The 14384-nt window shown below is 44.0% G+C and carries 13 protein-coding genes; 8 read left to right on the forward strand and 5 right to left on the reverse strand.

Annotation, left to right across the window (positions count from 1 at the left end; genetic code table 11):
• Window positions 1-68 precede the first annotated feature (68 nt).
• Window positions 69-1157 carry an alpha/beta hydrolase gene (locus ABUE20_RS15230; RefSeq protein WP_408620806.1) on the reverse strand — a complete coding sequence of 363 codons (1089 nt, stop codon included), beginning with the start codon at window positions 1155-1157 and terminating at the stop codon, window positions 69-71.
• A 294-nt stretch (window positions 1158-1451) separates the two neighbouring features.
• Window positions 1452-3572, reverse strand: a complete 2121-nt coding sequence (locus tag ABUE20_RS15235) for a TonB-dependent siderophore receptor (protein WP_408620807.1) — start codon at window positions 3570-3572, stop codon at window positions 1452-1454.
• Window positions 3573-3737: 165 nt separating this feature from the next.
• Between ABUE20_RS15235 and ABUE20_RS15240 the strand changes: the two genes are divergently transcribed.
• From ABUE20_RS15240 to ABUE20_RS15265, 6 genes are all read left to right on the forward strand, one after another.
• Window positions 3738-4592: an ABC transporter substrate-binding protein gene (locus ABUE20_RS15240; RefSeq protein WP_408620808.1), complete on the forward strand. Its 855-nt coding sequence runs from the start codon at window positions 3738-3740 to the stop codon at window positions 4590-4592.
• Complete coding sequence (locus ABUE20_RS15245) at window positions 4589-5578, forward strand: FecCD family ABC transporter permease (RefSeq protein ID WP_408620809.1); 990 nt, start codon at window positions 4589-4591, stop codon at window positions 5576-5578. The genes ABUE20_RS15240 and ABUE20_RS15245 overlap by 4 nt, the downstream gene beginning before the upstream one ends.
• Window positions 5575-6522, forward strand: coding sequence for an iron chelate uptake ABC transporter family permease subunit (locus ABUE20_RS15250; protein WP_408620810.1), 948 nt, complete (start codon window positions 5575-5577; stop codon window positions 6520-6522). Before ABUE20_RS15245 ends, ABUE20_RS15250 begins: the two co-directional genes overlap by 4 nt.
• Window positions 6515-7294, forward strand: a complete 780-nt coding sequence (locus tag ABUE20_RS15255; RefSeq protein ID WP_408620811.1) for an ATP-binding cassette domain-containing protein — start codon at window positions 6515-6517, stop codon at window positions 7292-7294. The genes ABUE20_RS15250 and ABUE20_RS15255 overlap by 8 nt, the downstream gene beginning before the upstream one ends.
• Window positions 7295-7630: 336 nt before the next feature.
• Entirely contained in the window at window positions 7631-8524 is an 894-nt protein-coding gene (gene focA, locus ABUE20_RS15260) for a formate transporter FocA (protein ID WP_408620812.1), read from the forward strand.
• 24 nt (window positions 8525-8548) lie between these two features.
• Window positions 8549-9082 carry a CBS domain-containing protein gene (locus ABUE20_RS15265; RefSeq protein WP_408620813.1) on the forward strand — a complete coding sequence of 178 codons (534 nt, stop codon included), beginning with the start codon at window positions 8549-8551 and terminating at the stop codon, window positions 9080-9082.
• A 56-nt stretch (window positions 9083-9138) separates the two neighbouring features.
• On the opposite strand, the gene ruvC is transcribed toward ABUE20_RS15265, so the two are convergent.
• From ruvC to aspS, 3 genes are all read right to left on the reverse strand, one after another.
• Complete coding sequence (gene ruvC / locus ABUE20_RS15270) at window positions 9139-9660, reverse strand: crossover junction endodeoxyribonuclease RuvC (protein WP_408620814.1); 522 nt, start codon at window positions 9658-9660, stop codon at window positions 9139-9141.
• On the reverse strand, window positions 9660-10406 hold the full coding sequence (locus ABUE20_RS15275; RefSeq protein WP_408620815.1) for a YebC/PmpR family DNA-binding transcriptional regulator: 747 nt from the start codon (window positions 10404-10406) through the stop codon (window positions 9660-9662). Before ABUE20_RS15275 ends, ruvC begins: the two co-directional genes overlap by 1 nt.
• A gap of 162 nt (window positions 10407-10568) precedes the next feature.
• The gene (gene aspS, locus ABUE20_RS15280; RefSeq protein WP_408620816.1) at window positions 10569-12335 is read right to left on the reverse strand and encodes an aspartate--tRNA ligase; all 1767 of its coding nucleotides are present in this window, start codon (window positions 12333-12335) and stop codon (window positions 10569-10571) included.
• 283 nt (window positions 12336-12618) lie between these two features.
• Between aspS and cmoA the strand changes: the two genes are divergently transcribed.
• The gene (gene cmoA, locus ABUE20_RS15285) at window positions 12619-13362 is read left to right on the forward strand and encodes a carboxy-S-adenosyl-L-methionine synthase CmoA (RefSeq protein ID WP_408620817.1); all 744 of its coding nucleotides are present in this window, start codon (window positions 12619-12621) and stop codon (window positions 13360-13362) included.
• On the forward strand, window positions 13355-14341 hold the full coding sequence (gene cmoB / locus ABUE20_RS15290; protein ID WP_408620818.1) for a tRNA 5-methoxyuridine(34)/uridine 5-oxyacetic acid(34) synthase CmoB: 987 nt from the start codon (window positions 13355-13357) through the stop codon (window positions 14339-14341). The genes cmoA and cmoB overlap by 8 nt, the downstream gene beginning before the upstream one ends.
• Window positions 14342-14384: the final 43 nt, after the last annotated feature.

Raw genomic sequence — 14384 nt, forward strand, 5'->3', positions numbered from 1 at the left:
TCGGCTTTTTAAACTATTTCGATTAAATATTGCTCTGAGCTTGCTGGATTCTGCCTATCCACTGCATTTTATTTCAAATGATTATCAAAAAATTTAGCTTGACGGCTCAATGCCGTTTTCCCTTCTTTTGAGGTATAGGTGTAAGTATAAAATATATGCGGCATCCCTTCATAAAGATCTAAAATCGCTTCATGCCCTCCTTGACGAATAGCTTGATACAAACGCACCGAATCGCTTAAAAATAGTTCCCGAGTTCCCCCCTGAATTAAAGTGGGGGGAAATGGTTTATTAAAATCACCATACACTGGAGAGGCATAAGGATTCTTTTTCGCATCATGCGCATAAATATCGGCTGCGGCATTTAATATTCCAACCTTTAACACTGGATCGAAATATTTGAGCGTTAGATAAGAATCACCCACATCGGAGAGATCGGCCCAAGGAGAACCTACAAATAGTGCCCCCGGGATAGGGATTCTCTGATCACGCATTTTAAGAATTGATCCAGCAGCTAAACCACCGCCTGCCGAATCACCAAACATTCCCATCGATTCTGGCTGGCGCCCCAATTTTATCAAGGCATTCCATACTGAAATAACTTGATCCGTTGCCGTCTGGTAGGTTCCATGGGGTGCCAATGTATAATCAATAGCAACAACTTGAAGACCACTCTCCCGGGCTAATAAAGATGAGATTCCCACAGTTGAATGGGCTGACTGCACAACATATCCGCCCCCATGTACATAAACCAATAAACGAGTACTAGATTTATAATTCTTCGGATAAATACGTAATACGGGGACACCACCTAACATGTCTTCTTTGAACGTCACCCCAAATGAGCGGGCCATCGCTTCCTGATGAGCCGTCTGGGATTGTTCAAAAAACTTTGCCAGAGCATCCCACTCAGCCGTATTCTTCGGAATTTGGCCTTTAGGTCGATGAAGTGCCGCATAAAACACGGGAAGCAAATCAGCTTTCGCTTGTCGGGACAAGGTATTAGACATCACGCCACACATCGGGTTAACAGCGGCGGATACCGAAACAGCGGGACACCAGCCCAATCCCAGCACCAATAAATGAACAACAAGCCAAATTGAATATTGTGTCATCCCGTTACGATAGAAATAACGAATACACCCTGACACAGAGCTCATTATAAATTCCTTTCTTCCATTGAATACAACAATCCATTAAAACAAAACAGCCACCACATGAAATCGATGACCCAAATATGATATATGTTTTTACATCTCAAAAAGAAAGCTATGGATCATGCTACCCACAATATCAATAAAAAAACATAGGATGCCCCATCCAACTTGATATAAAAATACTCTAAAAGAAAGCCAGTCCGCTAAGCAGACTGGCTTGAACCTTTATCAAAGATACTTTGCTCGCTATTTATTCATGAGCTCATGTTAAAAATAGGTCTATCGACATCTGAAAGATTAAAAATCATATGTGAATCGAGCCTGTAAATAACGAGGCTCACCGATATAAATAGCATTGGCATTTTTCGCCGCCCGATAATAATACTGATCCAACACATTTTTGATACTGACATCAAATGCCGCATGATCCGTTAATCGATAACGCGAGGTCAAATCCACAGTCGTGTAACCGGGAAGCACTAAGTCATTATCGGTCGAACCATACGAATGAGTTTGAGCTGTGACGATCGACCCTACCTGCCAGTTAGAATTGAGCTGATAATAGCCTTGCAGTGTAAGTCGCTGACGCGGTGCATTAATAAATTCATTCCCTTCATCACTTGACGCAGGATTATCCTGATCACCTTCCACGACTTTGGTTTTCAGCCAAGTATAGCTCACGATTAATGTCGAATTTAATGAAGGCTGCGCGTGAACAGAAAGTTCGGCCCCCTGACTTCGAATTTTACCAAGAGCCGCATTATCTCCCCGACTATTAGCCACAACTACATTCTGTTTTTCGATATGGAACAGCGTCAAATCACCGCTCCAAGCTGCATGAGGCGTATAATGAATGCCGGTTTCATACTGAGTTCCTTGTTCTGGATCGAATGGTTTTCCGTTTGCATCCAGACTATCTACTCCGCTGGTTTCATAAGAGCGAGAATACCCTCCATGCCAACGCCACTGTGGCGTCAGTAAATAGCTAACACCTAATGTAGGGGTCCAATACTGCTCGGTTGCTTTTTCATGACTTCCCGGTACATAGGTGCCATTCGAACGAGTATAGGAAACATAAGTCGCATCCCGTTGTTGCCAGTCAAAGCGCCCCCCTAACTGCACATACAATTTTGAGGTTAACCCAATGATATCTTGAGCATAAGCGCTGTATGTATCATAGGTATAAATACGATGGGTTCCCGGGCCGTTAGAAATCGTGCTCGTATCAATATGCGTAAATACGGGGTTATGAACACTGACGGTTAATGCGCTATCATTTCCGCCCCAATTAATCCGGTTAAAATCATTGCGTGTATGCGCATAGCCACCACCCACGGTTAAATCATGAGAAATAGAGCCCGTAAAAAACTCACCGGTCACATAGGTATCTAACTGATGATTTAGCTGATGATTGGCAATATGTTGATAACGACGAAAGACCGAATCGGAGGTAACTCTTCCAACCGAAAAACTCGCACGTTCATCCCGATGCCAAACACTTCGCCAGCGAGAGGTGAGTTCCCACCCCTCAGATAGATGCCTTAAATACGTCAATGTGGTCGAAACGCCTTGATCCGTCGCGTCGTTTTGTCCGCCGTAATAGTTAGTCGTAGCAGAATCGACTTGTCCGATATCGCTACCAGGAGCGACCAATCCGGATAAGTCATTGTACTTGTATCGGGTCATCTCCATCTGTAAAGTCAAAGATTGTTGGTTATCAGGAAGCCAAGTCAGCATGGGCGCTAAATAATAGCCATGCTTATCCCTGTCATCTTCAAAACCACTTTGTCCCCGATAATCGGCGATAAAGCGATAGAGCCAATTTTGCTGTTCATCCACAGCTCCGGTACTATCAACTGCAAAACTACGTGTTCCAAAATTCTGATCAGTTTGCGGCGTTAAATAACTTCCGCCTTCAATCTGAACTTCAGTATGGCGGATTTTCTGGGGTTTTTTAGTCACCAAATTAATGGTGCCCCCCACTTCCTGACTTCCAAATAACATGGATCCCACGCCTTTAAGCACATCAACACGCTCGACGGCAATCATTGGGATCTGATTATCTTTTAATGCCCAGGCATTAAGCCCGTCCATTTTTACGTTATCCCGGGTCAATGCGAATCCACGGGAAACATAGCTATAACTATTATTTCCGGAAGACTGGATCCCCGGAAGTAGTGAAATGGCATCAGATAATTCCTGAGGCTGACTCAATTGGATCTGCTCAGGTGTAACCTGATCCACCGTTATACTTTGTTCATCACTCGCCGCAGCGGTTTTAGTGGTACTTTGAGTTGACTGCCCTGTCACCTCGACTGTTTGATATTCAACTTTGGAATTATCAGCAGCATACACGATCGGACTCACTGAGGCAGACGTTAAGAGCGCTAGGAGTGAAAACCGAAATGGCGGGGTCATAAATATCATCCTTTTTATTGAAAATGATTCGCATTCTAATAATCACTCATAAAATGGCAAGCTTTTACAATTAAAAACAATTATGTAAATATTAATGATATTTATTTTTATTTACTTAGATCTGAATACAGGTAAAATGACGCGTTTTAGATAAATCAAGTCATAATGCAAAAAACTTGTTTTTTATTGTGGGCAACTCTGTTTTTTTTGCTCCCTATTCATAGTTATGGAAGCTCACCACGTGTTGTGGCTCTGGAATTCTCATTCGCTGAAGATTTACTCGCTATCGGAATCGTTCCGGTTGGAATCGCTGATGATGGTCGGCCTTCGCAGCTATATCCTGCGTTACAAACTTTAAAATGGACTTCGGTTGGTAGTCGAGCCCAACCCGACCTAGAGCAGATTGCTGCATTACATCCAACACTTATCATTGCTGATCCCAGCCGACATCAATTGATTGAAGATCAATTAAAGCATATCGCGCCGGTATTAATGCTCCCTTCACGGCGTGCAAGTTATTCTGAAAATATGCAAGCGGCTCAATCAATAGCCGATGCTCTTGGCTTGACTTTGGCGATGAAACGCCGCCTTCAGCAACACCAAAACTATCTCGCGCATCTGGCGATACAACTCAACAAGAATCAGCATGCCTCCGTCTTATTTCTTATCTCTCGAGGACCCCACCTCTTCGCTCATGCCCGAGACTCGTATATAGGAGGGTTGTTAAAGGCTCTCACTCTGGAGCCGGCAGACACTGGCTTTAGTGATAGCCAACCCAGTCGGCAAATAAATATCGAGCAACTGCTCGCCATTGACCCTAAATTCATTTTACTGGGTCAGTATGGACATCATGTCCTATCAAAACAATGGCGACATGACCCTCTATGGAACATACTTTCTGCCGTCCAACAGCATCATGTGTATCCCGTTAACGGTCATATATGGGTGAAAGGCCGCGGAATATTAAGCGCCGAATGGATCGCACAACAAATCGCTAATCAAATCGGGGCGGCATCATGACAACCCGCTTTATAGTGCTACTCACGATATTAATGGGGTTTATTCTCTGTGCCGGATGGTTATCCCTCACGCAGTTATCTACTTTAGCACTAAATACCCATACAGCCCTTAAAGTGCTTTCAGGAAATACGCCGCATACAGCAATCGGATTAGTGATGACTGAGTTAAGATTACCCCGTTTTATCGGAGCTCTATTATGTGGTGCCGCGTTAGCTGGTGCAGGCCTGATTATGCAGGCCATCACGGCCAATCCGATCGCATCCCCCAGTATTTTTGGCATTACATCCGGCGCTAATTTAGGATTCGTACTTGCAGTACTGAACCCACTCTGGCCAGCCTGGCTCCCCGAACAAATCGCAGCGATTATTCTAGCTGCTTTATGCTGGTTCATTGTTATGCGCCTTGGAAACGTTCACAAAAATACGGGCAGCATGATCCAACTGGTCTTGGTTGGAGCCGCTATTTCTACTTTTTGTGCGGCTATCACGAAAACGCTATTAATTTTTTTTGAGTCAACCAGCCATAGTCTACTCAGTCAGATGGCGGGTAATCTGGCAGGTTTACGCTGGCCTGATATTATTCCGCTCATGGCAATCCTTGTTCCGCTGCTTATTCTCACTCAATGCATCTGTAACAAGCTCAATTTAATCCGATTAGGCCATCAACAAGCCCAAAATATTGGGTTAAATACGAACCGTTGGTTACTCATTTTTAGCAGCATTGTCTTAGTCTCAGTGTCCACGGTGATTAGTTATTGCGGACAATTTGCATTTGTCGGACTCGTCGTTCCCCATATCAGCCGACTATTTATCGGCCATGATCACCGAGTTTCATTCCCTATAACATGCCTACTGGGAGCAACGTTAATTGCTTGGTCTGATGTACTAGGTCGGGCCAGCAATTTCCCGGCAGAAACCCCTGCAGGAGCTGTGATTGCACTCATTGGAGCACCAATTTTTCTCTATCTGGTCCGCCGCAAATCATGAAATTTACCACTCAACTTTTTGTACTTATTTTAGCGCTATTATTTTTTATCTATTTGAGTACTCAACTTGGAATCGCACCTTCAGGTGGCCTATGGGACTGGAACTATGTCATTAGTCATCGACTGGTCCGAGCATTAATCGCCGCGTTCATCGGGGCGATGCTCGCTTGTGCCGGGGCACTCACTCAAAGTGTGATCCGCAATCCGCTAGCCTCTCCAGATATTCTGGGGATCAGTCACGGGGCATCACTAGCTGCGGTCATGACTTTGTCATTGTTTCCGAATTTAGCGATGCATTATCTTCCCTTTATTTGCTTTGGTGGCGCAATGATGGCCTCCGTCATCTTAAAACTAACGATAGGCAAACGCTTTTCATCACCGATGCTGATTGCCGTCACGGGGATTGCATTATCGGCCTGGTTTGCCTCTATTAATGATTACCTTCTGGTCAGCCATTCTCAAACGACCTCAACGGTACTCCTTTGGCTCGCAGGAAGTCTCTGGGGGAAAAACTGGCTCCAATTCAGCTGGCTATTTCCTTGGATCAGCATTCTGATTGTCAGTTTACTACTTGCCCAACCGCTCAATTTACTCTTATTAGGATCACAGCAAGCTCAATTAATCGGAACCCGTCCCCAGCGCATTCAAGTCATTGCGCTTATTTTGGCTATGTTACTCACCGCCGTAAGTGTTGCACTCTGTGGTCCTATTGGATTCGTAGGTTTAATCGCGCCACATCTAGCTCGGTTACTCACCGGAAGCCGTCATCAACAATTATTACCTATCGCCATGAGCTATGGCGCATTAATACTGGTGCTTGCGGATCTTATCGGGCGAACACTACTTCGCCCCGTTGAAATTCCGGTCGGGCTAGTAATCGCCCTACTAGGAGCCCCATATTTTATTTTTTTACTCCTCAGACAAAAGGCCTCTCTTCATGCTTGAAACACATCAGCTCAGTGCTGGGTATCTTCCAACATCCCCTATTGTTCGTGACATAAATCTGACTTTCCAACCCGGAAAAATCTATGCGCTTGTTGGGCCCAATGGATGCGGAAAATCCACATTATTAAAAACAATCGCATTACTCAACTCACCATTAACCGGTAACATTTTTTATAAAACCAAGCCCTTATCGCAATTACCCTCGAAGCAAAAAGCCCAAATTATAGCCATGCTTTGTCAACGGAACCCTCAACCAGAAGGAATGACGATTCAACAATTAGTCGAATTCGGACGCCATGCTTATACCGGTTTTTGGGGGCGTTTATCGCAACAAGATTATCAATACATTGATCGGATGATAGAGCTATGCCAGTTGCATGACATTCGTCATCACTACTTAACCGATTTGTCCGGTGGGCAAAATCAACGTGGATGGCTAGCCATGACGCTCGCACAAGATAGTCGTTATATACTGCTGGATGAACCAACTACTTATCTGGATTTACATCATCAGGTTGAACTCATGGAATTGCTGCAATATTTAAAAGCATCCGGAAAAACTCCCATTTGCGTCTTACATGATTTAAATCAAGCCTGTCGTTATTGCGATGAAATTATCGTGTTATCTCAGGGACAAATTTATGCTCAAGGAACCCCCTCACACATCATGACCGCCAACATGCTCAGCGATGTCTTTTGGGTTAACGCTCATATCAGTCCAGCCCCAATCTCTCAAACTCCCATGATGACGGTACTCAATAACCAGACCTAATCTCCCACGATAGCTTGCGCCAATAATTCACCGAGTCATTCTTGTCACGGTGAATCAAAGCAACAACATTTACTCTATTTTTGACGCTGTATCCTTTAAATAGGTACGACTAATCGTCCTCATAAACACTTTTCTATTCCTTCATATCCATTTGTTTTCGTCAAAAATGACTGTTTACATCAACAAAAAAGACGATTTTCGTCATTTATTGATTCCCATTTACCCTTTATTAGCGCAGAATACCTGCGCCTCGGGTTCTCCGAGAGTTCAAAAAAGTAATCATTAAGCTGTTCGCTCATCGAATTAGCTCGTATTTAAAAGAAGGAATACTGAGTTATGAGTTCAATCTCTGAGGCTCAATCGGTCATTTCACCTGCCGAAATGACTAACCGTGCCAAAAATTATGGATATAAGAAAGTTATAAAATCATCTAGCCAATCATTCATGCTAGCCATTGCTGCAGGAATGTTTATCGCTTTAGCTTTCGTATTTTATGTCACTGTTACGACAGGAAGTACAGGCCCTTGGGGACTGGTTCATTTAGTCGGTGGACTGGTCTTTAGTATGGGATTAATTCTAGTTGTTCTTTGTGGAACGGAGCTTTTTACAAGCACAGTATTATCACTGATCTCCCGAGCCAATAACGAAGTATCAACCGGAGCGATGCTTCGCTGTTGGATCCGGGTTTATTTCGGAAATATGGTTGGTTCTTTATTTATTGTATTATTGATCATGGGTGCGGGTGTTTATGCAGCCGATCATGGCTTATGGGGTTTAAATGTTCTACATTTAGCGGAACATAAAATTCATCATACATTTTTACAAGCATTTACGCTGGGCATTATGTGTAACATGATGGTCTGCTTAGGCGTTTGGTTAACATTTTGCAGTGATAATCCCCTCACAAAAGCGATTCTGATGATACTTCCTGTTGCGATGTTCGTTGCTTCCGGATTCGAACACTGCGTAGCCAATATGTTTATGATCCCTATGGGCATTGCGATTCATTATTTCGCGGATGCCAGTTTCTGGAACGCGATCGGGATGGCTCCATCTGATTTTTCAGACCTCACTATCCATAACTTCATTATTAATAACTTGATCCCCGTGACATTAGGCAATATCGTTGGTGGCGCAGTCATCATCGGTCTGGGATTTTGGAGTATTTTTCGTCCAAGTATACAAGCTCATAGCTCTCAGGGATCTAAAGTTGTAGAATCAGGCCACTAAGGACACTACTTGTGGAGGAATGTTATGCTACGTACCATTCAGACATTATCTGTTCGAGATCTGATGAACGATACCCCATTGTTGCTTCAGCCCTCAATGGGACTTCACCGAGCACTAGGATTGTTGCTTGATCATCAGGTCATTGCCGCTCCGGTCGTCTCAGAAGGAAATATCTTAGTCGGCTTTGTATCGGAACAGGATATTTTAAGAGAATTATGGGCAAATGATTTTGATTTTGATATCGAACGCTGTATTGGTGACATTATGCGCGATGATATCGTTTCGGTCACACCCCAAGATACAATTGATAGCTTAGCGGCTTATATGGTTTTTGATCCGAATAAATTATTTGAAGAAAAAACTAAAGCACCTGAGCGTATTCCAGGCAATTTCAGTGATGATCTAGCACGAGCTCAAGTATGTCGCCCTAAATTATACCCGGTTGTGGATAACGGTATCGTTTTAGGTACGATTGATCGACACCAGCTCTTAAAAGCGTTGCACCATCTGGCCAAACGCAGTCGGATGGAACAATCTTTTGAAAGTCACAACGAATAATATTTTCCACCCTATGTGTCGTACGTTAAATGCCGCTATTCAAGCGGCATTTTATTTTAACGAAGCCGGCGCCTCACCGTTTTACGAGCCATACCGGACATATTGATTAGACTCTGACGAGTATGTGCATGACATAACGATACAGCTAAGGCATCCGCGGCATCTGCCTGAGGGGTCGCATTCAATTTCAACATATTCACAACCATTTGTTGGACCTGTGTTTTTTCAGCGCCACCAGTTCCCACAACAGCTTGTTTAATTTGTCTTGCCGAATATTCAAAAACCGGCAATCCCATATTTACCGCAGCAACAATCGCGGCTCCTCTGGCTTGCCCTAGTTTTAATGCAGAATCTGCATTTCGAGCCATAAAAACCTGCTCAATTGCAAATTCTTCCGGAGAGTACTGGGTAATCACTTCACTAATTCCCTGATAAATTGTCTTTAAGCGCGCGGGCAACGCCTCATCCTGCATGCGGATACAACCACTCCCCAGATATTCGGCTTTACCGTGCTGAAAACGAATCACACCAAATCCGGTTAACCGAGAGCCAGGATCAATTCCCAAAAAGACTGACATTAATCCAGTGTTTCCATAATTTCATCACTAATATCCGCGTTGTGATAAACTTCCTGAACATCATCATCGTCCTCAAGCATATCGATTAAACGCATGAGTTTGGGGGCAGTGGCCGCATCAAGCTCTGCGGATGTCGATGGAACCATCGTTACCTCGGCATTTACAGCTTCAAATCCAGCGCGATCTAATGCATCTTTAACATGCCCAAACTCATCGGGAGTGGTATACACGTCAATACTCCCATCATCATTAACGATAATATCTTCAGCACCCGCTTCTAACGCGGCTTCCATCACCACATCTTCATCAAGACCCGGTTCATAATTAATCACACCTTTTTTATCAAAAAGATACGCCACTGAACCATCGGTTCCCAAATTACCACCACTTTTTGAAAAGGCATGTCGAACACTCCCGGCTGTTCGATTACGATTATCGGTCATACATTCAACCATCACCGCCGTTCCGCCCGGTCCATACCCTTCATAGGTAATCGTTTCTAACTCTTGACCATCCAGTTCTCCAGCACCTCGTTTTATGGCACGATCCACTGTGTCTCGCGTCATATTATTCGACAGCGCCTTATCAATAGCCGCGCGAAGTCTCGGGTTACTATCGGCATCCGAACCCCCTTCCCGAGCTGAAACAGTCAATTCCCGAATCAACTTAGTAAAAATCTTCCCACGTTTGGCATCTTGTGCAGCTTTACGGTGTTTAATATTGGCCCATTTACTGTGACCTGCCATAACGGATCTCCATTTTTGTTTAATTGACTTACTTTATTTATGCAATGCATTAAGCATAAGCCTAATCACAGACGATGGGCGTGATTCACGCCCATCTTTAAGATAACGTCGAAATAGCGATTGCTCTAATCCAACATTAGCAAGGAAAGCGAATAATAAGATTTATTCGTCATTTTTGACTTTAATAGCTAACCCTAACTCTTCAAGAGCTTCAGGATTCGCTGGACTCGGAGCATCGGTCAACGGGCATCCAGCCGTTGTGGTTTTAGGAAATGCCATAACATCACGAATCGATGATGCACCTGTCATCAACATCACTAACCGATCCAAACCGAAAGCCAAACCGGCATGTGGTGGCGCACCAAATTCTAATGCCCGTAACAGGAATCCAAATTTATCTTGCGCTTCTTCTTGGCTAATTCCTAATGCGTCAAAAGCCGCGGACTGCATAGGTTGCTCATGAATACGAACAGACCCTCCCCCGACTTCAACACCATTAAGCACCATATCATAAGCATTCGACAAAACGTCTTCTGGAGCTGCTCGCAATTGTTCCGGAGTAACACCTGGAACTGGTGCGGTAAATGGATGATGCATAGCGTATAAACGACCATCAGCTTCTTCAAACATGGGGAAATCAACAACCCACAGCGGTTTCCAGCCCGATTCGACTAATCCTAAATCTTCCCCGACTTTCAACCGCAAAGCACCGATCGCATCACTGACCACTCCGTATGAATCAGCACCAAATAACAGAATATCACCGTCTTTAGCTTGGGCTCGTTCCAATAATGCATCAATAATGTCTGCATTCAGGAATTTAGCAATCGGAGACTGAATACCTTCTAAACCGGCATCCGCGTGATTGACCTTCATCCATGCCAGCCCTTTGGCACCATAAGCACCAATGTATTTACCATATTCGTCAATCTGTTTGCGTGACAATGAAGCCCCACCAGGGACACATAACATAGCGACTCGCCCTTTCGGATCATGAGCAGGACCAGAAAACACTTTAAATTCTACATCTTTCACCAGATCAGCAACATCAATCAACTGCATTGGATTACGTAAATCAGGTTTATCACTGCCGTATAACCGCATGGCTTCATGCCAGGTCATCACTGGAAATGCGCCTAAATCAACCGCTAACAGTTCTTTAAACAGGTTAGTAATCAACGCTTCAGTAATTTGACGCACTTCATCACTGCTCAAAAATGAAGTTTCAATATCGATCTGCGTAAATTCTGGCTGGCGATCAGCTCGCAGATCTTCATCACGAAAACATTTCACAATCTGATAGTAGCGATCCATACCAGCAACCATCAATAATTGCTTAAAGATCTGAGGTGATTGAGGCAGAGCAAAAAATTTACCACGGTTGGTCCGGCTCGGAACCAAATAATCACGAGCACCTTCCGGCGTGGCTTTAGTCAACATGGGCGTTTCAATATCCAGAAAACCGTGACTATCCATAAACCGCCGAATAAAACTGGTTACTTTCGAACGGAACACCAGACGCTGAGTCATTTCAGGGCGACGTAAATCCAAATAACGATATTTTAAACGCAGCTCTTCACTGTTTTCCTGATTACTATCCAATGGCAATGGTGCAGAACGATTTAAAATCGAAAGTTCGATCCCCAAAACTTCAATCGCCCCAGTGACCATATCTGCATTGACTTGCCCTTCAGGACGTGGCCGTACTTTCCCTTTGATCTGGACGCAGTATTCGTTACGCAATGCATTTGCGGTTGCAAATGTATCTTCGCGGTCGGGATCAAACACTACCTGAACGATGCCTTCTCGATCTCGTAAATCAATGAAGATAACGCCGCCTAAATCGCGTCGTCGATTAACCCAACCGACCAGAGTAATTTCCTGGCCTTCGTATTCAGATGTGACTTGTCCACAGTACACAGTGCGCATAACGCCTTCCCGTTGCAGATATAAAACAGTAAATGTGAGATCCTATAACCTATACAATGCTCTATTCAAAAATGATCTCACAAGCCGAAAGGGGCATTATAAAGGATTTTACTCAAAAAACAGCATCGCCAAAGGTGAAAACTAGTAATCCTCCCAAGCAATACTCCTGATATCACCATACCTCGTGGCTCTCCTGACTTAACAGGACAAGACATCTTTCATAAAGCGCGTTAAAATGCGCCGGCAAAAATAATGCAAATCAGCCGTAAATTGGATCCTTTCAATGCACCATCCAGATAACATCTATGCCCAGCCGATTGATGAGATCGGAGAGTTTCGTTTTGATGAACAAGTTGCTGAAGTATTTCCTGATATGATCCAGCGCTCAGTTCCAGGTTATACAACAATCCTGAACGTCATTGGGAAACTCACGCAACGCTACCATCAAGCCAATTCTCGTTTATATGATTTAGGCTGTTCATTAGGGGCGGCCACATTAGCGATGCGCCGGAATATACAACTCAGCGGTTGTGAAATCATCGGGATCGATAACTCTCAGGCAATGATTGAACGCTGCCAGAATCATCTGAATGCATTCCGCTCAGATACTCCGGTGCACCTGCAATGTGGCGATATTCAAGATATTGCAATTGAACGGGCCAGTATCGTCGTACTCAACTTTACACTGCAATTCATCGCGCCTACATTGCGAGCTGCGCTAATTCAACGGATCTACGATGGTTTATTACCGGGGGGAATCCTGATCTTAAGTGAAAAAATTCATTTTGAAGATGCGCCGATTAATCAGTTAATGATTGACCTACATCTCGACTTTAAGCGTTCCAATGGTTATAGCGAACTTGAAATTAGCCAGAAACGAACCGCGATTGAAAACGTACTACGTACAGATTCAGAAGCATTACATCTAGAACGCTTTAAAAACGCGGGTTTTAGTCACGCTCAAAAATGGTATCAATGCTTTAACTTCACCTCATTTGTGGCCATAAAAGGAGATAGCCATGATTGAGTTCGGTCAGTTCTATGCACAAATCGCACAAAGTTCACTTTCACGTTGGCTCAATGTACTACCCGCTCAGCTCGAAATTTGGCGAAGCCAGGAAGCTCACGGTCTTTTACCAAGCTGGGAACGGGTTCTGGATAAACTCACGATCCCCGAATCGGTGACGCCTGCCTTGACGGATAGCGTGACCATTCCAGCTCCTGAAACACTCAGTCAGGGTGAAAAGCGAAAAGTCGAAAATCTATTGCGCAGTTATCATCCGTGGCGTAAAGGTCCTTATAATATCTATGATTTTCAAATTGATACTGAATGGCGTAGCGATTGGAAATGGGAACGATTAATCTCCCATATTAGCCCGCTAAAACACCGGAAAGTTCTGGATGTTGGCTGTGGGAATGGCTACCACATGTGGCGAATGCTGGGAGCAGACGCAGAATTTGTCGTCGGTATTGATCCTTCATCCCTATTTTTGGTTCAGTTTGAAGCTATTCGCAAACTTGCCGGTAATCCTCGTAATATCAATTTACTGCCTTTGGGCATAGAACAACTGCCTGCATTAGAAGCTTTCGACAGTGTTTTCTCTATGGGCGTTTTATACCATCGCCGCTCCCCTATCGATCATCTATTTCAGCTTAAAGATCAATTAGTGGAAGGTGGTGAGTTGATTCTTGAGACCTTAATTGTTGAAGGAAATGTGGATACTGTGTTGGTTCCACCAGAACGGTACGCCAAGATGAATAATGTTTGGTCTTTACCGAGTGTCCCGGCTCTTTGCCGCTGGCTTGAAAAATGTGGGTTTGTAAACGTACGTTGTGTGGATGTCAGTACAACTTCAGTTGCAGAACAGCGTAAAACCGAATGGATGACGAATGAATCGTTAGCTGAATTTCTGGATCCCAATGATCCTACTCAAACCATTGAAGGACATCCAGCACCTTGCAGAGCGGTTATCATCGCCAATAAACCATTTACCAATCCCATTTGAAATATTGAGTCATTAATATTTTAATGACTCATAAAAAAGGCCG

It is taken from the genome of Celerinatantimonas marina, from assembly GCF_046054165.1.
Classification (GTDB): Bacteria; Pseudomonadota; Gammaproteobacteria; order Enterobacterales; family Celerinatantimonadaceae; genus Celerinatantimonas.

What these genes read in the sequence shown, in the direction of transcription:
- ABUE20_RS15230 (WP_408620806.1), bottom strand. Translation starts at nt 1,157, where the DNA reads ATGAGCTCTGTGTCAGGGTGTATTCGTTATTTCTATCGTAACGGGATG.
- ABUE20_RS15235 (WP_408620807.1), bottom strand. Translation starts at nt 3,572, where the DNA reads ATGACCCCGCCATTTCGGTTTTCACTCCTAGCGCTCTTAACGTCTGCC.
- ABUE20_RS15240 (WP_408620808.1), top strand. Translation starts at nt 3,738, where the DNA reads ATGCAAAAAACTTGTTTTTTATTGTGGGCAACTCTGTTTTTTTTGCTC.
- ABUE20_RS15245 (WP_408620809.1), top strand. Translation starts at nt 4,589, where the DNA reads ATGACAACCCGCTTTATAGTGCTACTCACGATATTAATGGGGTTTATT.
- ABUE20_RS15250 (WP_408620810.1), top strand. Translation starts at nt 5,575, where the DNA reads ATGAAATTTACCACTCAACTTTTTGTACTTATTTTAGCGCTATTATTT.
- ABUE20_RS15255 (WP_408620811.1), top strand. Translation starts at nt 6,515, where the DNA reads ATGCTTGAAACACATCAGCTCAGTGCTGGGTATCTTCCAACATCCCCT.
- focA (WP_408620812.1), top strand. Translation starts at nt 7,631, where the DNA reads ATGAGTTCAATCTCTGAGGCTCAATCGGTCATTTCACCTGCCGAAATG.
- ABUE20_RS15265 (WP_408620813.1), top strand. Translation starts at nt 8,549, where the DNA reads ATGCTACGTACCATTCAGACATTATCTGTTCGAGATCTGATGAACGAT.
- ruvC (WP_408620814.1), bottom strand. Translation starts at nt 9,660, where the DNA reads ATGTCAGTCTTTTTGGGAATTGATCCTGGCTCTCGGTTAACCGGATTT.
- ABUE20_RS15275 (WP_408620815.1), bottom strand. Translation starts at nt 10,406, where the DNA reads ATGGCAGGTCACAGTAAATGGGCCAATATTAAACACCGTAAAGCTGCA.
- aspS (WP_408620816.1), bottom strand. Translation starts at nt 12,335, where the DNA reads ATGCGCACTGTGTACTGTGGACAAGTCACATCTGAATACGAAGGCCAG.
- cmoA (WP_408620817.1), top strand. Translation starts at nt 12,619, where the DNA reads ATGCACCATCCAGATAACATCTATGCCCAGCCGATTGATGAGATCGGA.
- cmoB (WP_408620818.1), top strand. Translation starts at nt 13,355, where the DNA reads ATGATTGAGTTCGGTCAGTTCTATGCACAAATCGCACAAAGTTCACTT.